21 protein-coding genes are annotated in these 20,521 nt (G+C 72.2%); 7 read left to right on the top strand and 14 right to left on the bottom strand.

Features of this window, described 5'->3' with window-relative positions; translation table 11 throughout:
• Nucleotides 1-5: 5 nt before the first annotated feature.
• The 4 genes from ACZ45Z_RS00535 (at nt 6) to pssA (ending at nt 3,394) form a co-directional block, all read left to right on the top strand.
• Nucleotides 6-530: a MaoC family dehydratase gene (locus tag ACZ45Z_RS00535; protein ID WP_468353933.1), complete on the top strand. Its 525-nt coding sequence runs from the start codon at nt 6-8 to the stop codon at nt 528-530.
• 5 nt (nt 531-535) lie between these two features.
• Nucleotides 536-1,741 carry an acyl-CoA dehydrogenase family protein gene (locus ACZ45Z_RS00530; protein ID WP_468353931.1) on the top strand — a complete coding sequence of 402 codons (1,206 nt, stop codon included), beginning with the start codon at nt 536-538 and terminating at the stop codon, nt 1,739-1,741.
• A gap of 170 nt (nt 1,742-1,911) precedes the next feature.
• Nucleotides 1,912-2,559: a phosphatidylserine decarboxylase gene (locus tag ACZ45Z_RS00525; RefSeq protein WP_468353929.1), complete on the top strand. Its 648-nt coding sequence runs from the start codon at nt 1,912-1,914 to the stop codon at nt 2,557-2,559.
• On the top strand, nt 2,546-3,394 hold the full coding sequence (gene pssA, locus ACZ45Z_RS00520; RefSeq protein WP_468353927.1) for a CDP-diacylglycerol--serine O-phosphatidyltransferase: 849 nt from the start codon (nt 2,546-2,548) through the stop codon (nt 3,392-3,394). The genes ACZ45Z_RS00525 and pssA overlap by 14 nt, the downstream gene beginning before the upstream one ends.
• A 110-nt stretch (nt 3,395-3,504) precedes the next feature.
• Here pssA and ACZ45Z_RS00515 read toward each other — a convergent pair whose 3' ends face one another.
• Complete coding sequence (locus ACZ45Z_RS00515; RefSeq protein WP_468353925.1) at nt 3,505-4,629, bottom strand: glycerate kinase; 1,125 nt, start codon at nt 4,627-4,629, stop codon at nt 3,505-3,507.
• A 194-nt stretch (nt 4,630-4,823) separates the two neighbouring features.
• On the opposite strand from ACZ45Z_RS00515, the gene ACZ45Z_RS00510 reads away from it, so the two are divergent.
• Entirely contained in the window at nt 4,824-5,327 is a 504-nt protein-coding gene (locus ACZ45Z_RS00510) for an NUDIX domain-containing protein (protein ID WP_468353923.1), read from the top strand.
• A 37-nt stretch (nt 5,328-5,364) separates the two neighbouring features.
• Here ACZ45Z_RS00510 and ACZ45Z_RS00505 read toward each other — a convergent pair whose 3' ends face one another.
• From ACZ45Z_RS00505 to ACZ45Z_RS00445, 13 genes are all read right to left on the bottom strand, one after another.
• Nucleotides 5,365-6,027, bottom strand: a complete 663-nt coding sequence (locus tag ACZ45Z_RS00505; protein WP_468355489.1) for a formylglycine-generating enzyme family protein — start codon at nt 6,025-6,027, stop codon at nt 5,365-5,367.
• Between the two features lie 132 nt (nt 6,028-6,159).
• A complete protein-coding gene (locus ACZ45Z_RS00500) occupies nt 6,160-6,726 on the bottom strand; it encodes a methylated-DNA--[protein]-cysteine S-methyltransferase (RefSeq protein ID WP_468353921.1) in 567 nt (188 codons plus the stop codon).
• A 10-nt stretch (nt 6,727-6,736) separates the two neighbouring features.
• Nucleotides 6,737-8,209 carry an AlkA N-terminal domain-containing protein gene (locus ACZ45Z_RS00495; protein ID WP_468353919.1) on the bottom strand — a complete coding sequence of 491 codons (1,473 nt, stop codon included), beginning with the start codon at nt 8,207-8,209 and terminating at the stop codon, nt 6,737-6,739.
• A 57-nt stretch (nt 8,210-8,266) separates the two neighbouring features.
• Entirely contained in the window at nt 8,267-9,226 is a 960-nt protein-coding gene (pip, locus tag ACZ45Z_RS00490) for a prolyl aminopeptidase (protein WP_468353917.1), read from the bottom strand.
• 68 nt (nt 9,227-9,294) lie between these two features.
• On the bottom strand, nt 9,295-9,675 hold the full coding sequence (locus ACZ45Z_RS00485) for a 5-carboxymethyl-2-hydroxymuconate Delta-isomerase (RefSeq protein ID WP_468353915.1): 381 nt from the start codon (nt 9,673-9,675) through the stop codon (nt 9,295-9,297).
• Between the two features lie 100 nt (nt 9,676-9,775).
• Nucleotides 9,776-10,861 (bottom strand): prephenate dehydrogenase, encoded by a 1,086-nt coding sequence (locus ACZ45Z_RS00480; RefSeq protein ID WP_468353913.1) that lies wholly within the window; start codon nt 10,859-10,861, stop codon nt 9,776-9,778.
• A gap of 74 nt (nt 10,862-10,935) precedes the next feature.
• Nucleotides 10,936-11,871, bottom strand: coding sequence for a DMT family transporter (locus ACZ45Z_RS00475; protein WP_468353911.1), 936 nt, complete (start codon nt 11,869-11,871; stop codon nt 10,936-10,938).
• The gene (locus ACZ45Z_RS00470; RefSeq protein WP_468355486.1) at nt 11,868-13,115 is read right to left on the bottom strand and encodes an aminotransferase-like domain-containing protein; all 1,248 of its coding nucleotides are present in this window, start codon (nt 13,113-13,115) and stop codon (nt 11,868-11,870) included. The genes ACZ45Z_RS00475 and ACZ45Z_RS00470 overlap by 4 nt, the downstream gene beginning before the upstream one ends.
• A 65-nt stretch (nt 13,116-13,180) precedes the next feature.
• Complete coding sequence (locus ACZ45Z_RS00465) at nt 13,181-14,098, bottom strand: phytanoyl-CoA dioxygenase family protein (RefSeq protein WP_468353909.1); 918 nt, start codon at nt 14,096-14,098, stop codon at nt 13,181-13,183.
• A complete protein-coding gene (locus ACZ45Z_RS00460) occupies nt 14,095-15,267 on the bottom strand; it encodes an alpha-hydroxy acid oxidase (RefSeq protein WP_468353907.1) in 1,173 nt (390 codons plus the stop codon). The genes ACZ45Z_RS00465 and ACZ45Z_RS00460 overlap by 4 nt, the downstream gene beginning before the upstream one ends.
• A complete protein-coding gene (hppD, locus tag ACZ45Z_RS00455; RefSeq protein ID WP_468353905.1) occupies nt 15,264-16,373 on the bottom strand; it encodes a 4-hydroxyphenylpyruvate dioxygenase in 1,110 nt (369 codons plus the stop codon). The genes ACZ45Z_RS00460 and hppD overlap by 4 nt, the downstream gene beginning before the upstream one ends.
• 139 nt (nt 16,374-16,512) lie before the next feature.
• Nucleotides 16,513-17,154 carry a dihydroxyacetone kinase subunit DhaL gene (dhaL, locus tag ACZ45Z_RS00450; protein WP_468353903.1) on the bottom strand — a complete coding sequence of 214 codons (642 nt, stop codon included), beginning with the start codon at nt 17,152-17,154 and terminating at the stop codon, nt 16,513-16,515.
• A gap of 556 nt (nt 17,155-17,710) precedes the next feature.
• Nucleotides 17,711-18,493 (bottom strand): IclR family transcriptional regulator, encoded by a 783-nt coding sequence (locus ACZ45Z_RS00445; RefSeq protein WP_468353901.1) that lies wholly within the window; start codon nt 18,491-18,493, stop codon nt 17,711-17,713.
• A 205-nt stretch (nt 18,494-18,698) separates the two neighbouring features.
• Between ACZ45Z_RS00445 and ACZ45Z_RS00440 the strand changes: the two genes are divergently transcribed.
• Both ACZ45Z_RS00440 and ACZ45Z_RS00435 read left to right on the top strand, forming a co-directional pair.
• Nucleotides 18,699-19,337, top strand: coding sequence for a hypothetical protein (locus tag ACZ45Z_RS00440; RefSeq protein WP_468353899.1), 639 nt, complete (start codon nt 18,699-18,701; stop codon nt 19,335-19,337).
• An 87-nt stretch (nt 19,338-19,424) separates the two neighbouring features.
• Nucleotides 19,425-20,441 (top strand): DUF5954 family protein, encoded by a 1,017-nt coding sequence (locus tag ACZ45Z_RS00435; RefSeq protein ID WP_468353897.1) that lies wholly within the window; start codon nt 19,425-19,427, stop codon nt 20,439-20,441.
• The last annotated feature ends 80 nt before the right edge of the window (nt 20,442-20,521 follow it).

Raw genomic sequence — 20,521 nt, 5'->3', positions numbered from 1 at the left:
GCGCGATGCAGTTCGGCCGTACCTACGAAGAGTTCACCGTCGGCGATGTGTACAAGCACTGGCCGGGGAAAACCGTCACGGAATACGACGACCACCTCTTCTGCCTGCTCACGATGAATCACCACCCGCTGCACATGGACAGCAATTACGCGGAGAAGACCACCGACTTCGGAAAGAACGTCGTCGTCGGCAACTACATCTACTCCCTGTTGCTGGGCATGTCGGTGCCGGATGTCTCCGGAAAGGCCATCGCCAACCTGGAGATCGAATCCCTCAAGCACGTGGCGCCGACCTTCCACGGCGACACGCTCTACGGCGAGACGACCGTGCTCGACAAGACGCCGTCCCGCTCGAAGTCGGACCGCGGCATCGTCTACGTCGAGACCAAGGGCTACAAGCAGGACGGCACCCTGGTCTGCGTCTTCCGGCGCAAGGTGATGGTCCCCACGGCGACGTACGTCAAGGAACGCGGCGGCGAGCAGCCCGGCCGCCCGGAGCTGCAGGCCCCTCCGGCCAAGAAGGAGAAGTAGCCGTCATGAGCCGTCTTTCGCAGACCGAGGGCCTGACCGACATCCAGCGGGAAATCCTCTCCACCGTCCGCGATTTCGTGGACAAGGAGATCCTGCCGGTCGCTACCGAGCTGGAACACCGCGACGAATACCCGACGCAGATCGTCGAGGGCCTGAAGGAACTCGGCGTGTTCGGCCTGATGATCCCCGAGGAGTACGGCGGTCTGGGTGAGTCGCTGCTCACCTACGCGCTGACCGTGGAGGAGATCGCCCGCGGCTGGATGAGCGTCTCGGGCATCATCAACACCCACTTCATCGTGGCGTACATGCTCAAGCAGCACGGCACGCAGGAGCAGAAGGACTACTTCCTGCCCAAGATGGCGGCCGGCGAAGTCCGCGGCGCCTTCTCGATGTCGGAGCCCGCCCTGGGCTCGGACGTGTCGGCCATCTCTTCCAAGGGCGTGCGCGACGGCGACGATTACGTCCTGACCGGCCAGAAGATGTGGCTCACCAACGGTGGTTCCTCCACGCTGGTGGCGGTGCTGTGCAAGACGGACGAGGGACATCCGGAAGGCACCGCTCCGCACAAGTCGATGACGACCTTCCTGGTGGAGAAGGAGCCGGGCTTCGGCGAGGTCCGCCCCGGACTGACCATTCCGGGCAAGATCGACAAGATGGGCTACAAGGGGGTCGACACCACCGAGCTGATCATGGACGGCCTGCGGATCCCGGCCGATCGGGTCCTCGGCGGCCAGAGTGGACGTGGCTTCTATCACATGATGGACGGCGTCGAGGTCGGCCGGGTGAACGTGGCCGCGCGCGGCTGCGGCGTCGCCCAGCGCGCCTTCGAGCTGGGCGTTTCGTACGCCCAGCAGCGTCACACCTTCGGCAAGCCCATCGCGCAGCATCAGGCCATCCAGTTCAAATTGGCCGAAATGGCGACAAAGGTCGAAGCCGCGCATGCAATGATGGTTAACGCCGCTCGCAAAAAGGACTCGGGTCAGCGAAACGACCTCGAGGCGGGCATGGCGAAGTACCTGGCCTCCGAGTACTGCAAGGAGGTGGTCGAAGACGCTTTCCGCATCCACGGCGGCTATGGCTTCTCCAAGGAGTACGAGATCGAGCGTCTCTACCGCGAGGCCCCGATGCTCCTGATCGGTGAAGGTACCGCCGAGATCCAGAAAATGATCATCGGGCGCCGGCTACTCGAGGAGTACCGGATCCAGGGGTGAACGTCCCCTTTGGGGGGTTTTCACCTAGACGAAGATCACACCCCGTCATTGTTGTTCGGCCACGGATTGGCTCTGGCTCTTGGCCAGTTGCCGCTCGCAACCGATAGCATCCCCGGAAAGCCGCCGTCCCCCGTATCCATACGCGGCATCCTCCGCTACGAAGGTCATCCATGCCCCACAGCCAATCCTCTGCACAACGCGGTCGCGTCCGCCTCGCGCGCGGAGCGTCGCCGTGGCTCCTGCCGACCGTTGCCACGGCAGCGGTCAGCCTCGCCCGGTCCCGCCGGTCGGGCCGCTGGGCTGCCGTTGCCGTGCCCACCACCGCACTGGCGGCGGGCATGCTGTGGTTCTTCCGCGACCCCGAGCGCGAGATCGCTCAGGGCCGCGTCATCTCTCCGGCCGACGGCGTGGTGCAGAGCATCATGCCGTGGAAGGACGGGCGCACCCGCGTCGCGATCTTCATGAGCCCGCTGAATGTTCACGTCAACCGCGCGCCGCTGGCCGGCACGGTGACGTCCGTGGAGCACATCCCCGGCGGATTCGTTCCGGCGTTCAACAAGGAGAGCGAGAACAACGAGCGGGTCGTCTGGCATTTCGACACCGAGATCGGTGACATCGAGATGGTGCAGATCGCCGGCGCGGTGGCTCGCCGCATCGTTCCCTACGTGCCGCAGGGCACCAAGGTCGAGCAGGGCGAGCGCATCGGTCTGATCCGTTTCGGCTCGCGTGTCGACGTCTACCTCCCGGAGGGCGTCGAGGCGGCGGTCGAGGTCGGCCAGGCCACCACCGCGGGGGTGACTCGCCTTGACCGTGATTGATCCCGAGACGCAGGCGGGCTGGGCGCCCGAGACGGACGAGGACGAGGACGACATGCCGCTGTCGACGCGGCTGTCAATAGCGGACACGCTCACGCTCGGTAACGCCATCTGCGGCTTCATGGCCGTGTACTTCACCACCACCGGCGTCCTCATCCCGCACCTGACGGGCACCGAGGACGGCGGGATGGCCCGGCACAGCGCCGCGATGGCCGTCATCCTGATGCTGCTCGCGTCGGTCTTCGACCTCTTCGACGGGCTGGTGGCGCGCAAGCTGCGCAGCTCCGCGATGGGAGCCGAGCTCGACAACCTCTCCGACCTGATCAGCTTCGGCCTGGCACCGGCGTACTTCGTCGTGACCTGGGGCATGGTCGCCCAGGACGCGCACCAGCGGGTGTCCGTGGTCGCCGCGGTCGTCGTGCTGCTCGCGGTGGTGCTGCGCCTCGCGCGGTTCTCCTGCGTGACGCTGCGCGACGGCATCTTCCAGGGCATGCCGAGCCCGTTCGGTGCCCTGACCGTCGTCGCCATCGTGCTGCTGGAGCTGCCGTTCCTGCCGACGCTGCTGGCGATCATCGGGGTGGCGTGGCTGATGGTGAGCCGCGTGGAGTACCCCAAGCCGCGGGGCCGACTGGCGGTGGCGATGCTGAGCTGGATCGTGCTCAGCATGGGGATGCTCGCGGCCTGGGCCCTGGACGCCCCGGGCGGCCAGCTCCTACTGCAGACCGGCTGCGCCCTCCAGGTCGTCATGGGCGCGATGATTCCGCTGTTCGCGACGGCCCGGCGGGTCAACACCTTCCGTGACAACCGCCGCGAGGCGCGCGCCACGCAGCTTCCCTAGCGGAAGCGCGCACGACACACCGAGAGCCCCGGGCGAGTCCTTCGCCCGGGGCTCTCGGCGTTCTCCGGATGGTTCCGGGGTGCGGCCCCTGGGGGACCGCACCCGCGGGGTCAGACCAGGAAGTCGCGGGCCAGGTTCTGTGCCGCGCGCTCCAGCAGCGGGCCCGCCTCGGCCATGCAGCGCGCCGGGTCGGGCTCCAGGTCCGTCAGGGCGTACGCGCGCTGGATACCGGCCGCGAGGAGGGCCTCCGGCGGGAGCTGGAGGCGTCCGCAGACCGCGACCACGTCGATGCCCGCGGCCCGGGCGGCGGCGGCCACGCCGGCCGGCGCCTTGCCGTGCAGCGTCTGCTGGTCGAGCGAGCCCTCGCCGGTGATCACGAACGTGGCCTTCGCCAGCGCCGGGGCGAAGCCCAGCACGTCGAGCATCACGTCGATGCCGGGCCGGAACGCCGCGTCCAGGCCGACCAGGGCGCCGTAGCCGATACCGCCCGCCGCGCCCGCGCCGGGCGCCAGGGCGTGTTCGGCGGCCTTCGGCCCCACAGCGGTCTCCAGGACCCGGGCGAAGTGCGCCAGGGCGGCGTCCAGCGCCGCCACGTCCGCCTCGCTCGCGCCCTTCTGCGGCCCGTAGACCGCGGGCGCGCCCTTGGGGCCCGTGAGCGGGTTGTCGACGTCGCTGGCGAGCACGATGTCCGTATGGGCCAGCCGGGGGTCCAGGCCCGACAGGTCGGCCGTGGCGAGGTCCTTGAGCGGTCCGCCGCCGGGGGCGACCGGCTCGCCGTCCGCGTCGAGGAACCGGGCGCCGAGCGCCGCGAGCATTCCCGCGCCGCCGTCGGTCGTGGCGCTGCCGCCGACCCCGAAGACGATGGAGGTCGCGCCCGCGTCGAGCGCCGCGAGCAGCAGCTCGCCGGTGCCGTACGTGGTGGCCGTCAGGGGCGCGAAAACGCCCTCGGGGAGGTGCTGGAGGCCGGACGCCTCCGCCATCTCCACCACCGCCGTACCGTCCCCGCGCAGGGCGAAGGTGGCCGTCACCGGCACGCCGGTGGGCCCGGTGACCCGCGCCTCGTGGCGGGTGAAGCCGGCCGCGAGCGCCGCCGCGACCGTGCCGTCGCCGCCGTCGGCGACCGGGATGGCCGCCACGTCCAGACCGGGGACCACGCGCCGCAGACCGGCCGTGACGTGCTCGGCGACCTCGACAGCCGTGAGCGAACCCTTGAACTTGTCCGCGGCGATCAGCACATGTGCTGTGTGTGTCCTTGCTGCGTCCGCCACCGTGTTTCCCCTTGCTTTCGAACTGGCAGTCGCGCCGCTGCGACCTTATCCGGCGAACGGCCCCGGCGAACAGAGCGACCGCTTTCCGGACAGATGAGGGGCACCCAGGCGGCCCCACGGGGTGTCCGGCCGGCTCCGCCCCCTGCCCCTAGACTCCCGGCGTGACGACCACGGACTACGCCACCTACCTCGCCGGCCTGCCCCGCGTCCTCGCGGGCGCGGGCGCCGTCTTCCGCGACGGCGACGGCCGGATCCTGCTCGTGGAGCCGAACTACCGCGATTCGTGGCTCCTGCCGGGCGGCACCGTCGAATCGGACCAGGGCGAATCGCCCCGGCAGGCCGCGCGCCGGGAGTCCGCCGAGGAGATCGGCCTGGACGTGGAACTGGGCCCGCTGCTCGTCGTCGACTGGGTGCGCGCCGAGGGACGGCCGCCGCTGGTGTCGTACCTCTACGACGGCGGGGTGCTGGACGCCTCGCGACTCGCGGCGGTCCGGTTGCAGCAGGAGGAGCTGCTGTCCTGGCGCCTGGTGCACTGGGAGGAGGCCGAGACGCTGCTGGACGGCCCGATGCGGCGACGCGTCGGGGCCGCCCTGGCCGCTCTCGCGGACGGCCGCGGACCGGTCGAGCTGGAGGACGGCGTACCGCCCCGGGGATCGGCCCGCTGACGGCGGACGGAGCCGCGCCTCGCCTCGGTGTTCCGCGTCAGAGCGGGGCGGAACGCGCGAGGCGGAATCCCACATCGTCGATCCGGAAGGTCGGGTGGCTGCGGCGGCGCACCGAGGCCCGGCAGCTCCAGCGCTCGTCGAACCACCCGCCGCCGCGCAGCACCCGGTAGGTGCCGTAGACCTCGGCGTCGTAGAGGTCCCAGCACCACTCCCACACGTTGCCCAGCGTGTCGTACAGGCCCCAGGCGTTGGGCCGCCTGCCGCCCACCTCGTGCATCCGCTCTCCCGAGTTGCCGCGATGCCACGCGATGTCGTCGAGCGGGCCGTACCGCGCGTCGGACGTACCGGCGCGGCACGCGTGTTCCCACTCGGCCTCGGTCGGCAGGCGGTATCCGTCGGCCGAGGTGTCCCACTCGACGGCGTAGGTGTCGGCGTCGGCGTCGGCGGGGAGGCGGTACGCGGGCCGCAGGCCCTCGCGGTCGGACAGGGCGTTGCAGAACCGCACCGCGTCCCGCCAGGACACGCCCTCCACGGGCAGCCGGTCGCCTTGCGCGGTGGCCGGCCGCCGGCCGGTGACGGCGGCGTAGCGGGCCTGGGTGACGGGGACCGCCGCGAGCCGGTACGGCGCGAGCTCGACCGACCAGGTGCGCCGCGTGCGCCGGTCCGCCAGCGTCACCCGGCCCGACGGGATGGCGACCATGTCGTGTCCTGAGTCGAGCGGAACGGCGGTCGTCCCGCGTTCCGGGCCGGGCGGGAGGGCGACGGTCTCGTGTTCCGGGCGCGCGTCCATAGTCGGATGATCTTAGCGAGGCACGAGAGCGTCCCCGGATTCTCAGCTCGGGAACGGCTCCGCGATCCATCCGCCGGTGGCCGTGGGGGCGCCGGGCGTCGCGCCTTCGAGGCCCAGCAGCCAGCGCTTGCGGTCGAGGCCGCCGCCGTAGCCGGTGAGGCTGCCGTTGGCGCCGAGGACGCGGTGGCAGGGGACGATGATGCCGATGGGGTTGCGGCCGTTGGCGAGGCCGACGGCGCGGGCCGCGGAGGGGATGCCGAGCTGGGTGGCCAACTGCCCGTAGCCGCGGGTCTCGCCGTACGGGATCGTGCACAGCGCGGTCCAGACGCGGCGCTGGAACGGGGTGCCGCGCAGGGCCAGGGGCAGGTCGAAGGTGGTCAACTCACCCTGGAAATACGCGCGGAGCTGGGTGGCGGTCTCGGCGAACGGGGCGTCACCGGGGTCGGCGGGGTGGCCGAAGGTCTCCTGGGGCGGGCGGTGGCGCTGGTCCGTCATGTAGAGGCCGGTGAGGGCGTCACCGGCGGCGACGAGGGTGAGCGGGCCCACCGGGGTGTCGTGCAGGACGGTGTGGGTGAGGGGCGCGGCGGGCTCGGCAGGGTGAACGGTCATGGCTGCGGGCTCAGTTCGTCGGGAGGTAGTTGATGGGGTGGTCGTCCGTGGCCCAGAGGTACTGGACGGCGTACGCGCGCCAGGGGCGCCAGATCGCGGAGTGCCTGATGAGGGCCGACGGGGTGGCGGGCATACCGAGCCCGGCGGCGGCGCGGCGCACGCCGAGGTCGGTGGGGGTGAAGGCGTCCGGGTCGCCCAGGGCGCGCATGGCGACGCATTCGACGGTCCAGGGGCCGACGCCCGGCAGTGCCGCCAACTGGGCGCGGGCCTCCTCCCGGTCGCTGCCGATGCCCAGGCGCAGGGCGCCGGAGGCGAGGGCGGCGATGACGCCGGTGAGCGTGGCGCGGCGGGTCCGGGGCATCGCCAGGGATTCGGGGTCCAGTTCGGCGAGGGCGGCGGGGGACGGGAAGAGGTGGGTGAGGCCGCCGCCGGGGTCGTCGATCTTCTCGCCGTGCGCGAGGACCAGGCGGCCGGTGTGGGTGCGCGCGGCGGCGGTGGAGACCTGCTGGCCGAGGACCGCGCGGACGGCGAACTCCTCCGCGTCGACGGTGCGCGGGACGCGGCGGCCGGGCGCCTTGTCGACCAGCGGGGCCATCTGCGGGTCTTCGCGCAGCAGCCCGTCGACGGCCTCCGGGTCCGCGTCGAGGTCGAGCATGCGACGGCAGCGGGAGATGGCGCCCGCGAGGTCCCGCAGGTCGGTGAGGGCGAGCCGGCAGTCGATGTGGTCGGGGCGGGGCGCGAGGGCGACGATGCCGTGCCCGTAGGGAAGGCTCAGGGTGCGGCGGTAGGCGCCGTCCCGCCACTCCTCGACGCCCGGTACGGCGGTGGCCGCGAGATGCCCGAAGAGGTTGTCGGGGTTCAGCGGCCGGCGGAACGGCAGCCGCAGCGCGAGCGTCCCGGGCAGGGCGGTGGGCGGGCCCGGCGTGGCCCGCTCCCGCAGCGCGGTCGGGGAGAGCGCGAAGACCTCTCGTACGGTGTCGTTGAAGGTGCGGACGCTGGAGAAACCGGCGGCGAAGGCCACCTCGGCCATCGGCAGGCCGGTGGTCTCCACCAGCAGCCGGGCGGTCTGGGCGCGCTGCGCGCGGGCCAGGGCCAGCGGGCCGGCGCCGAGCTCGGCGAACAACTGGCGTTCGATCTGGCGGGTGCTGTAGCCGAGGCGGCCGGCCAGGCCGGGGACGCCCTCGCGGTCGACGATGCCGTCGGCGATCAGCCGCATGGCACGGGCGACGAGGTCGGCCCGCTCGTCCCACTGCGGGGATCCGGGGCTCGCGTCCGGGCGGCAGCGCTTGCAGGCGCGGAAGCCGGCCTGCTGGGCGGCGGCGGCGCTCGGGTAGAACGACATGTTCTCGGGCTTGGGCGGCACCACCGGGCAGCTCGGGCGGCAGTAGATGCGGGTGGTGAGGACGGCGGTGTAGAACCAGCCGTCGAAACGGGCGTCCTTGGACCGCACGGCCCGCAGACAGCGCTCGGTGTCGGTGTGCATGCCCCCAGGATTCCTCAGCCGACCGGCCCTGGCTGGCGAGAATCCGACATCGAGGTCTCACACCCCGGCGAAGTGGTCCAGCCCCTCGATCACCCGGGCCCGCATGGCCTCGCTCCCCTTGTGCCCGGCGTCGTCGATGACGGTCAGCCGGGCACCGGGCCACGCGCGGGCCAGCTCCCACGCGGTCGTCAGCGGCGCGCCCATGTCGTGCCGCCCGTGGAAGAGCGCCCCCGGGACGCCCGCGAGCCGGCCGGCGTCGCGCAGCAGGGCGCCCTCGTCCAGCCAGGCGCCGTGCGAGAAGTAGTGCGCGCAGATCCGCACCAGCGCCGTGCGCGCCTTCGACGGCCGGTCCCCGTAGGGGTGCGGTGAGCCGTGCGCCTCCAGGGAGAGCACCGCGTCCTCCCAGGCGCACCAGTCCGCGGTGGCCTTGTCCCGTACGGCGGGATCGGGGTCCTCCACCAGGCGTGCGTAGGCCCCGACGACGTCGCCGTCCCGGCCGAGTCCGGGCGCGCCGGCCAGGAAGCGCTCCCACGGCCCGGGGAAGAACCGTGCGGCGCCGCGGTAGAGCCAGTCGGTCTCCGAACGGCGGGTGGTGGTGACACCGGGGATGACGATCTCGGACACGCGCCGCGGGTGGCGCTCGGCGTAGGCGAGGATCAGGGTCGAGCCCCACGAGCCGCCGAACAGCAGCCACCGTTCGATCCCCAGGTGGGCGCGCAGCCGTTCCATGTCGGCGAGCAGATGGTGGGTGGTGTTGTGGCGCATGTCCGTCGCCGGATCGCTCGCGTGCGGGGTGCTGCGGCCGCAACCCCGCTGGTCGAAGAGGACGACGCGGTAGCGCCGGGGGTCGAAGTACCGGCGGGCGCCCGGCGTGCATCCGGAGCCCGGCCCGCCGTGGACGACGAGCGCCGGCTTCCCCGCCGGGTTGCCGCACGCCTCCCAGTACACGTGGTTGCCGTCGCCCACATCCAGCAGCCCGGCGTCGTACGGCTCGATCTCCGGATACGGCTCGGTCATCTCCGGTCTCCTCCCCGCCTCACGGACACGCCGCCGGTCACCGTACCCGCGCGTCGTTGACAGTGCCGCTAACGGCCGTCGTCGGCGGCGGCCCGCAGGTGTTTGCGGTAGGCCCCGCCGAGGTCGCGGACGTCGACGGAGGCGTGCACCGCCGCGTCGGACACGGCCGCCGTATGGTGGCGCACCAGCTCCAGCACCGCGGCGCTCAGCGCGGCCTTGGCCTCCTCCGTACGGCCGGGCAGGATCGCGAGCTCGACGTGGATCAGGGCCTGCCCGGGCTCCCCGCCGGCGATGACGCTCTCGTCGACGCGCCGGAAGCGGGTCTTGCAGGTCTCGACGGTGATGCCGTCGACCGTCTCGGCCGCCAGCGTGTGGAGGGCGAGCGCGAAGCGGCGGCGGTCGAACGCGCCGTCCAGGGCCTGGTCGTAGTCGACGATGATGTGCGGCATGGGGCGGTACTCCTTGTCCGGAAGGTGAGGGGGTGCGGGCGGGTGTTGGGGTAGTGGGGGGCGGAGCCGCTGGGGAGGCACGTCCCGGCCCCGGCGGACGTCAGCGGACGGCCCAGCCGCGGGCGTGCAGGGCGTCGGCCAGCGGGCGTGCCACGTCGGGGGCGACCAGGAGCTGGACGGTCTCGTGCGGCGGCGTCCCGGCCTCCGGGAACTTCACGCCTTCCAGGTCCATCCGGGCCGCGCCCACGTCGTCCAGCAGCCGCGCCAGCCGCCGGTCGCGGTCGTCCAGGGCGACGCGGAGCGCGGTGTGGCGGCCCGGGCCCCCGCCGCCGTGCGCGGTCGCGATGCGGGCCCGGCCCTCCACGCCGCGCCGCAGGATCCCGGTGAGGTCGGCCAGCGCGCCGTCCTGCCGGTCCGGTGCCCCGTCGGCCAGCCGGGCCAGCGCGTCGGCCGTTCTTCGCAGGTCGGTGGTGAGCTGGGCGAGCAGCGTGCCGACGGCCGCGGCGTTGGCGGCGAGGATGTCCGCCCACAGACCGGCGTCACCGGCGGCGATCCGGGTGACGTCACGCATGCCGGGGCCGGCCAGCCGCACCGCGAAGTCCTCGCCCTCCAGCAGCCGGGCGGCGGTGAGGCTCGCCATCAGGTGCGGCAGGTGGGAAACCAGCGCCACCGCGCGGTCGTGGTCCGGCGGGTCCAGCAGTACGGGCACGGCGCCGCACAGCGACACCAGTTCCAGGGCCCGGTTGAGGGCGCTCTCGCGGGTTTCCGGGGTCGGTGTGAGCACCCAGTGGCGGTCTTGGAAGAGGTCGGCGCGGGCCGCCAGCGGCCCGGAGCGTTCCCGTCCGGCGAGCGGGTGCCCGCCCACCAGGGCGGTGGTGTCGCAGCCGAGGGCCAGGCACTCGGCGTACGGCAGTGCCTTGACGCTCGCCACGTCCGTGTAGACCTCGGCGAGTTCGGCCTTCTGGTGGTCCGCGACGGTCCTGGCGACGTCCGACGGCGGGACGGCGAGGACGGCGAGGTCGACCGGCGCCGACGGGGGTTCGGGCGTACCCGCTCCGCGCGCGACGGCCAGCCGCACGCTCTCGGGGTCGCGGTCGATCAGGTGGGTGGTCACTCCCCGGCCGGTCAGCGCGAGGGCGATGGACGTGCCGATGAGACCGGTGCCGACGACTGCGGCGGTATGCAAGGTGTCGCTCCTCGACCGTGGTGGGTGCGTGGCGAACCCGTCCGGGCCCGGTGTGGCGGGAGGGGCGGGGCCTCTCAGGGGCTGTCGGCGGCTTGGGCGGCCGGCTCGGCGGGGGTGCGGTTGCCGGTCAGGCGGCGCAGCAGCGCCGGGTTGGTCAGCATCACGGCGTTGCCGACGAGGATCAGGGCGACGCCTGCCAGGTCCCGTACGGTCCAGTGGAATTCCTCGAAGACCGTGGACAGCAGCAGGGCCACGATCGGGAAGAGCACCATGGCGTAGGCCGCGCGCTCACCGCCGATCCGGCCGAGCAGCGTGAGGTAGGCGCCGAAACCGATCACCGATCCGAAGACGGCGAGGTAGCCGAGCGAGCCGGCGTACTCCAGTGTCGGTTCGAACAGCGCGCCGTCCCCGGCGAACGCGGCGAAAGGCGCCATCAGCAACGCGCCGTAGCCCATGGCGTATCCGGTGCCCTGGATCACCGGGATGCCCGCGGCCTGCGTCTTGCCGGAGACCACGTTGCCCAGGCAGAACACCAGGGTGCCGAGGGCCGACAGGACGATGCCGCGTCCCGAGCCGGAGGAGAGGTCGAAGTTGTGGAACTCCGGCCAGAACACGGTGGTGATCCCCAGCAGCCCGATCGCGCCGCCGACGAGCGTCTTGGCGGTGATCGTGCGCCGGAAGAAGATCCGGGCGAAGGCGATGTTCACCACCAGCGACATCGCGAAGATGATCGAGACCAGGCCGGTGGTGAGGTGCTGTTCGGCGAGGTAGAAGCACAGGAAGTTGGTGGAGAACATCAGGCCGCCCATGAGGACGAACTGGCCGTGTACGCGCGCCGGGTAGCGCAGCGGCAGTCCGCGCAGGCGGGCCCAGGCGAGCAGGATCACGGCCGCGAGGGCGAAGCGGTAGGCGATCGATGCCGTGGGGTGGACGTCCCCCAACTGGCCTTTGATGGCCAGCCAGGTGGATCCCCAGATCAGCACCGTCACGATGTACAGGACGGCGTTCATGCGCAGCTCCCCTCCAAGAGGCCCACCAGGCGGCGGGCCCCTTCGGCTACTTGATCTGGCGTCAGATAACTGAGAGACAGCCGCAACCGGAACCGGCCGCCGCTGTCCGGGTAGAAGTAACTCATGGGTGTCCAGATCACGCCGTGCTCGCGGGCGGACGTCTCCAGCAGCGCGTTGTCCGCCGGGACGGGGAGCGTCAGGGTGAGGAAGAAGCCGCCCTCGGGCGTGTTCCAGTGGATTCCGGTCGCCTCGCGCCGCTTGGGGGGCAGCAGCCGTTCCAGGCAGTCGAGCAGGACCGCGAGGTTCTCCTGGTAGAAGTCGGCGGCCGGCTTGTTGGCCTCCCGCAGGCGGAAGTCGTGGGTGAGGAGCATGCCCCCGATGACCGCCTGGCTCAGTGCCGGCGTGTTCACCGTCACCATGCCCTTGATCTTGGACAGTTCGTCCGCCAGGAGCGTCCGGCTGCCGTCCGGCGCCTCGACGAGCTGGTCGGCGACCACATAGCCGACCCGGGCGCCGGGGAAGCAGGTCTTGGCGAAGGAGCCCAGGTAGATCACGCGCCGCCGGCCGTCCAGCGCCTTGAGGGTGGGCAGGCCGGTGCCGGTGCGGGTGAAGAACCCGTAGGGGTTGTCCTCAAGGAGGAGCAGGTCCTCCTCCTCGGCGAGGTCCAGCAGACGGTGGCGGGCGGTCAGCGGCAGGCAGGTGCCGGTGGGGTTGGAGAAGTCCGGTACGACGTACAGCGCGCGCGGCCGCTTCCCGGCCGCGCGCAGCCCGGCGACCGTCCGCCGCAGCACCTCGGGGTCGAGGCCCCGCTCCCCTTCGGGCACGTGCACGGTCTCGATGTCGAGCAGCCGGGCCGCGCCGGTGATCCCGACGTAGCAGGGGGAGGAGACCAGCAGGACGTCGGAGGGGGTGGCGAACAGGGCGCGCAGGGCGAGGAACATGCCCTCCTGGCAGCCCACGGTGACGACGAGGGAGGCGGGGTCCGCCTCGATGCCCTCGTCGTTGCGCAGGGCGCGGGCGACCAGTTCGTGGATCTGGCCGTTGGTCCGCCCGTACTGGAAGAGGAGGGTGCGGATCTCGTCCGGGGTGCGGCCCAGGTCCTCGGCGAGGTGCCTTTTGTAGGCGTCGAGGTAGGAGCCGATCCGCTCGACCTCGAACAGTCCCTCGTAGGGGCGGCCGGGGCCGAAGGAGATGGCGTCGGGGTAGCGGGAGGTGACTTCGTTGAGGAAGTTCATCACCTCCATGAGCGGGTCGCCGAGCGAGCCGTGCAGCTCGCCGGCCGGCAGGACGGTGGCCGGGGAACCGTGACTCACCGGGGGTCCTCCCACAGGACGGGGCAGAAGGTGGGGTCGGTGTAGTCGGGGTTGCCCCGCTCGTCCCGGCGGACGAGGACGTCGTTGTTGTAGACGACCTGGTCGCCGGAGGACAGGGTGAAGGGCCGCCACTGGTTGGTGCGGTCCTGAAGGTGCAGGGATATGGCGCGGCGGGGGCGGTCGCTGACGTTGTGTCCGCTGCCGTGGTAGGTGCGGCAGTGGTGGAAGCTGATGTGGCCCTTGGGGATGTTCACGGGGACCTTGCGCACCTCGGCCTGGTTGAAGGCGGCGTTCTCCGCGAGGACCTCCTCCAGCTCGGACCGGTCGCGTTCGGCGAAGTGGCGGCTGGTGGAGTCGTCGCCGCCGATCTCCTTCCAGCGGTGGCTGCCGTCGACCATCGTGATCGTCCCCATCTCCTCGTCGCAGTCGTGGAAGGGGATGAAGGCGGTGAGCATCTCGTCGGAGGAGCAGGTCTGCCAGTAGTGGCGGTCGAAGTGCCAGGGGACGATGTTGCGGGCGTCGTCCGCGCGCGGCGGCTTGTGGATGAGGGTGCTGTTCCACAGCCGTATCCGGCTGGTCTCGGCGATGCGGGCGGCGACCGCCGCGATGAGGGGCTTGGCGAGGATGCGGCGGATCGTGTCGTCCTCGTAGAAGATGTAGTCGTTGTGCCGGTGGACGTCGCCCTGCTCGGGCTCCCAGTACGCCAGGCGCGGCGGCCGGGTCGGCAGGGTGCGGTCGCGGTGGCCGGCGTAGAAGCGGTCGCTGGCGGCGTTGAGCTGGTCGACCTCGTCGTCGGTCAGCAGCTTCTTCGACAGGTACCAGCCGTGCTCCTGGTAGAAGAGCACCTCGTCGTCGGTGGGCAGCAACTCCCGCTCGGCGGCGGTCAGTTCGAAGCGTGCGTCGTTCGTGGTCATGCGGGGTCCCTGTCTGTCGTGGCCTGGTGGCCGAGGTCGGGGGAAGGGTGGAGGAGGTCCGCGGCGATCGTCTCCAGGCGGGGGCGGCCGCTCAGGGCCATCGCCTCCTCGACTTCCGCGCGGAGGGTGGACAGGACGTGTTCGGCGCCGGCGGCACCGTCGACGGCGAGGCCCCACAGGACCGGGCGGCCGACCAGCACCGCCCGCGCGCCGAGCGCCAGCGCCTTGAGCACGTCGGTGCCGCGGCGGATGCCGCCGTCGACGAGGACCTCGCAGTCCTTCGGTACGGCCGCGGCCACTTCGGGCAGCGCGTCCAACGCGGCGACGGCGCCGTCGAGTTGGCGTCCGCCGTGCGTCGACACGATCAGTCCGGCGACCCCCAGGTCGGCCGCCCGCCGGGCGTCCTGCGCGGTGAGTACGCCCTTGAGGACCAGCGGGAGGCTGGTCCGCGCGCGCAGGGCGGCCAGGTCCTGCCAGGTGAATGCGGCGTCGTGGTGCCGGGCGGCGTGGTCGAGCAGGGTGGAGCCGCCCGAGCTGCTCCGGTGGAGCCCGTCGGTGTGGCCGTCGTCGAGATTGGCGGGCCGGATGTGCGACGGGAGGCTGAAGCCGTTGCGCAGGTCGCGCTCGCGGCGCGCCATGCGCGGGGTGTCGACCGTGATCACCAGCGCCCGGTAGCCGGCGGCTTCGGCCCGGCGCGCCAGGGAGTCGGTGACCTCCCTGCGGCGCAGCATGTAGAGCTGGAGCCACAGCGGGCCGGTCGCGGCCGCGGCGGTCTCCTCCAGCGTCGTGCTGGCGAAGGTGCTGGCGATGGTGAGGGCGCCCACCGCACCGGCCGCGCGGACGGTGGCGGTCTCGCCCTCGGGGTGGACCAGTTGGTGGTAGGCCATGGGCGCGACGCCGACGGGGAACGCCACGGGGCTGCCGAGCAGTGTGGTGCCCGGCTCGCAGTGCGAGACGTCGACCAGGGCCCGTGGGCGCAGCCGGTATCGGTCGTAGGCGGCGCGGTCGCCGCGCAGGGAGACCTCGTCGCCGCTGCCGCCGGCGATGTAGTCCCATACGGGCTTGTCGAGCCGGGCGCGGGCGGCTTCCGCGTAGTCCCGGGGCGACAGCGGGGCGGGGCGGGCGGTGGCGTCGAGGGGGGCGGGCCGGTCGGTCGGCGGGGCGGTCATCCGCCGGCTCCCGCCGCGGCGCCGACCGGTACGCCCGCGTCCGGGCCGCCGGCCCGCTCGCGCTCCACGGCTTCGTAGAGGGCCTTGATGTTGCCGCTGCCGAAGGTGCGTGCGTCGAGCCGCTGGATGAGCTCGAAGAACACCGTCCGGCGGGCGTAGGGCGAGCGGGTGAAGACCTGGACGAGCTGGCCCCATTCGTCCCGGTCGGCGAGCAGGCCCAGTTCCCGCAGCACCGCGGTGTCGATGTCCACCTCGATGCCCCGCTCGGCCAGCGCGGCGTAGTAGCCGGCCGGGGTCGAGAGCAACTCCACTCCGGACGCGCGCAGTTGGCGCGCCGCCGTGACGATGTCGTCCGTGGCGTAGGCGACGTGCTGGACGCCGGGGCCGTCGAATCCGTCGAGGAAGTCGTTGAGTTGTCCGCGGTCGCCGGTGGGATCCGGTTCCACCATGGTGAAGGTGACGCCCCGGGTCTCGTCCTGGACGACCTTGGAGGCCATCGCCTGCCCGCCGACGACTATGTACTCGTCGTAGGTGTGGCGCAGTCCCAGCGCCCGTTGGTAGAAGTCGACCATGCTCTCCAGCGAGCCGGCGCGCAGGCACAGGGCCAGGTGGTCGACCGACCTCAGCAGCCCGGGGTCGGGGGCGGCGGCGCCGGCGACGGGCCGGTAGCGCCCGGGCAGGAAGGCGCCCGAGGGGTCGTCGCGCTGGACGAAGGTGTGGACGAGGTCGTTGGTCGCGGCGACGGTGGCCCGGATGACGCGGCCGCCGTCGTCCTCGAACGTCTCCGGTTCCGCGACGGCGTCGGCGCCGGCGGCCACGGCCCGGTGGAAGTCGCCGCTCGCGTCGGTGGTCCGCAGGGCCACATCGCGGACGCCGTCGCCGTGGCGGCGCACGAACCGGGCCGCCACGTGGTCGGCGTGCAGGGCGGAGGTCAGCACGAGACGGACCCCACCGTGCGCCAGCACGAGCGAGCGGGCGCCGGGGAGGCCGGTGAGCGGCCCGGCCTCGGCGACCACCTGGAAGCCGTAGGTGGCGCGGTAGTAGTGGGACGCCTGGCTGACGTCGCCGACAAAGAACTCGACATGGTCGACGGAATGGGCGGTCACGGTGATCCGATCTGTTGAGGGGGACGCCGCGGGGCATCGAGGGGTGACGAGGCGTCGGATGAGGGGGAAGAGGGGTCGGAAGGGGCGGCGGCCTGTGGAGGGGGCCGCCGGAGGGGTCCGCGTCAGGACGACGAAGGGGCTACCCGGCCGCCTCGGCGAGGGCGCGGAAGAGGTAGGCGGTCGACGTGGCACCCGGGTCCTGGTGGCCGACGCTGCGCAGTCCCAGGTACGCCGCCCGGCCCTTTCCGGCCTGCATCGGCACGGTCGCCCGCATGCCGTCTTCCGCCGCTTCGGCCGCGGCGTGCGCGGCCGCGCGGAAGCCGGCGCCGGTCCCCGCCGCGTCGCGGAACGCGCCGACGGCGGGCGCGAACGCGTCGATCATGGTCTTGTCGCCTGGCACCGCCGCGCCGAGGTGCTGGACGCCGGCGAGCCCCGCGGCGAGCGCCCCGGCGAACCGCGGGGCGTCGATCCGCACGGACGCGCCGGCGGCCGCGCCGAGGGCCTCACCGACCGCCCGGAACGCGCTGCCGTACAAAGGCCCGGAAGCGCCGCCGACCACGGACAGCAGCACGCTCCCCGTCGTCACCAGGAGTTCGTCCACCGGGGCACCGGTCCGCGCCTTCTCCTCCAGGGCGGCGCGCACCGCCCCGAAGCCGCGGGCCATGTTGGCGCCGTGGTCCCCGTCCCCGATGGCCGAGTCGAGTCGGGTCAGATACTCCTCGTTCCGGCGCATGGCTGTGGCGATCTTCTCCACCCAGTCCAGGGCGAGCGAGACATCCACCGGTCCTCCTTCGGTTTCGCGGGTCGTGCTGCGCAGCGCGGGGTACTCGCCCGCGTCGCGGGGAGGGTCACCGGCGACACGGAAGGGCGAGGGGGGCACGGGCGGGTGAGGGCGCGGGCGAGCCGGCCGGGGGTAACGCACCCGGCGGGCTGACGGTGTCCTCCGGCGGAGGCGGAGGCGGAGGCGACGGTGGTGGCGGTGTTCGCCGGGGGCGCGAGGGCGCGGGCCCCGAATGTCGCTGCCCGCCGGGCGGGACCGCCCCGTTCCGGTGCGGCACATGGCCTAAGTGGCCGGTTCTCTTCACGGTCTTGCGCATGACAGGCGCTCCTTCGTTCCCCCGTGATCGCGACGTTCACCGGTGAGTGGGAACCGCCGCCGTATCCCGAAAGCTGTTCGGCATTACCGAATGCCAGGGAGAGCAAAACCCAGCGACCCCGGCCGCGTCAAGGGTTTCTTGCACAGTGGGATCGCCTACGCCCCCTCCTGGGGGAAACCGCGCCTCCTGGCGCCGAGTTGATGAACCGTCAATGAAGCACGAGCGTCCCCGGAGTGGGGTTCAGCCACCTGCGCGCAGACCGGCGTTCCGCGGCGCGCCAAGATCCCGCGACAGACTCCGGGCGACTTCCCGGACCGCGATGGCACACTCCTGACCTGCGCTGTCGGTCAACAGGCGCTCCACCGGGCCCACCAGGCCGAGGCCGCCCACCACCTCGCCGGTCCGGTCGAACACGGGCGCCGCGATGCCGGCGTCCCCGAGCGTCAACTCCTGGTCGTCCAGGGCGTATCCGGTCTCCCGGACCTGGTCCAACTGCGCCGTGAGCCGCGCCGGATCGTCGATGCTGGCTCCGGTGACCCGAAGCAACTCGCCCGCCAGCAACGCGGTACGGCGTTCGGCGGGCAGGAAGGCCGCGACGGCCTTCCCCAGCGCGCAGGTATTCCAGGGCAGGCTGGCCCCCGTCTCCAGCACCTGCGCCGTCCCGCCGGGGCGGAAGGCGTGGTGGATGACGAGGATGTGCCGCTCGGTCAGCACGCCCACCCACACGGCGGCACCGGCCTGGGTGGCGAGAACATCGGCCCAGGTCACCGCCCGCCTGCGCAGCTCGTGCGAGTCCAGGTAGGCATTGCCCAGGGTCACCAGCCCGGGGCCCAGTTGGTACTTGCCGGTCTCACGGTCCTGGACGACCATGCCCTCCGCCTCCAGAGTGCGCAGCAGGGCATGGACGGTCGGCTTCGCGACCCCGACCCGGTCGGCCAGTTCGGTCACGCCCAGACGCGGTGTGGCCGTGGCGAGCTCCCGCAGGACGTGCATCGCCCTGTGCACCGCCTGGACCATGGACATCAGCTCCCTGTTCCGTATTACTGAATAGTGTTCAGATTCTAGAGCGGATACCGGCCGAGGGCAGGGCCGGACAGGCCACCTGCGCGCCTCACACCGGCCGGCCCGCCCTACCCGCCCGACCGGGATCCACGACGGAAACCTATGATCAGCCGATCCGACAGATAACGGTTGGCGGAAAACGGGAAACGGGAAACGGGGAGCGGGAATGACGAGCGAGCAGCGGGTGCCGGCGGCGAAGGCCAAGCAGGGGATCCGCAGGGCGGTGATGGTGGCTCTGGCGCTCTCGGCGGTCAGTGCCTGCGGCGGGGGCCCGGACCCGCTCCTGACGAAGGGCACGCCCGTGCCGAGCCCTTCGGCGTCGGCCCACCAGAAGCCCGCCGCCCACCCCGCGCCCGGCGACAAGGCACCGGCGCTGGACCAGATCAAGTACGACCTCGAAAACAGGGTGCTCTCCATGGGCGGCGGGCTCCCCAAGCCGACGCGTACGACCTGCGACACCGACAAGGTCGGCGACAAGCCGCAGAAGTTCACCTGCGAGGTCGCCTACCTGGGAATCCGGGTGCCTTTCCGGGTCGAGACGAAGGGCGGCTTCATCTTGATGCAGTACACGGCCACGCCGACCAAGGGCGGCGTGATCACTCGCGAAGGCGTGCAGGCCGAAGCGTGGCGGCAGTACGGCACCCTGGGCGGAAAGACCGCGAAGTCGCTGCGGTGCGACGACATCCCCACAACCCGCCTGGTGCCGGTCGACAAGCCCAGCGGATACCGGTGCTACGTCGGCGAGGGCGGCCTGAGCGGTTCCTACGACGTGATCATCGGCAGCCGTGGCATAAGCCTGAGGTAGTCGCGGATTCGGTCAGCTTCGCCTGCGGAGCGGTCTCTTTGAAACGTTCGCGCCGAATGCCCGCCACCCGGACACAACAATGTGCGCATGGATGCTGACTGGAAGCGACAGATCGACCGGCTTCATGAGGGCCTGGTGCGGCGCGACGATCCGACGGAGTGGGTGGCCGAGGCCGATGCCGTGGACGCGTCCTACCACTACCCCCATCTCATGCTCCGCGGCCCGGTCTTCGGCGTCGCCGTGCGGGACCCCGGGGAGTCGGCGGAGTGGCGGCTCTCGCACACCGTGACGAGCGGCACGCCCCAGGAGGCGCGGGACCGTCTGCATTCCCTGCTGTGGTTCAGGGCCAAGGACGACACCGACGACCGCGGCGAGCGGCGCGACCTGCTCGCCGCGGTGGCGGTGCTCGAAAAGCAGCCGGTCGACGAGCTGACGGTCCGTGACGTGCGCTACCGGGTGGTGCGCGGGGACGAGTTCGCGCGCGGCGGGCGAAAGGGTCTGGAGCCGCCGCGGCCCACCGACCCGGAGCCGGCGGACCGGTCCTGGGGCGGCCGGAGCGACGCGCCCTCGCCCGACCTGGGTTTCGCCCTCACCCCGGGCCGGGCGGACGGCCTCATGGCCGGCGCCCTGAAGCTGGCGCTGCGGGATTTCGCCTACTCCGGCTCGCGGTTCCCCGCCGACGTGCGCGAGGACTCCAGGCGCGCGCTCACGACCCACCCCGACGTCGTCCTCCTGCCCGTCGGTTTCGGCGTGGTGGAACGCGACGGGCGGGGGTGGCGGCCGCACGGGGGGCTCATGGCGACCCCGCACGACGCGCGGCGGCTGCTGTACGACGGAATGAACGAGTTCTGGCCCCTGCTCCACAACTTCGGCGACGCCGAACGCGCGCGCTACGCCCGGGCCGCCGAAGAATTCAAAGCCGCCGGCCGCGCCGACGAGGCCCGCGTGGCCGACAAGCTGTTCCGCGTCTGCCGCATCGAACGCATGGTCAGATCCGGCCCCGACGGCCCGGAACCGCCCCGCCCCTCCGACCTGGACGACCACGGCCCGATGAAAATGCACCCGACGATGGACGAGGACGGCGTCCTCCACCACGACGACTGAAGCGCCCCGGTCGGCACCGTCGGGAATCGTGGAGCCGCGAGGACGCGGCCGCCCCGGCCCGGGCGGCCGCGCCGCGGTGG

It is taken from the genome of Streptomyces sp. NPDC031210, assembly GCF_055570395.1.
The sequence above is the reverse complement of the archived record's forward strand: the minus strand, read 5'-3'. Positions and strand labels throughout refer to the sequence as shown.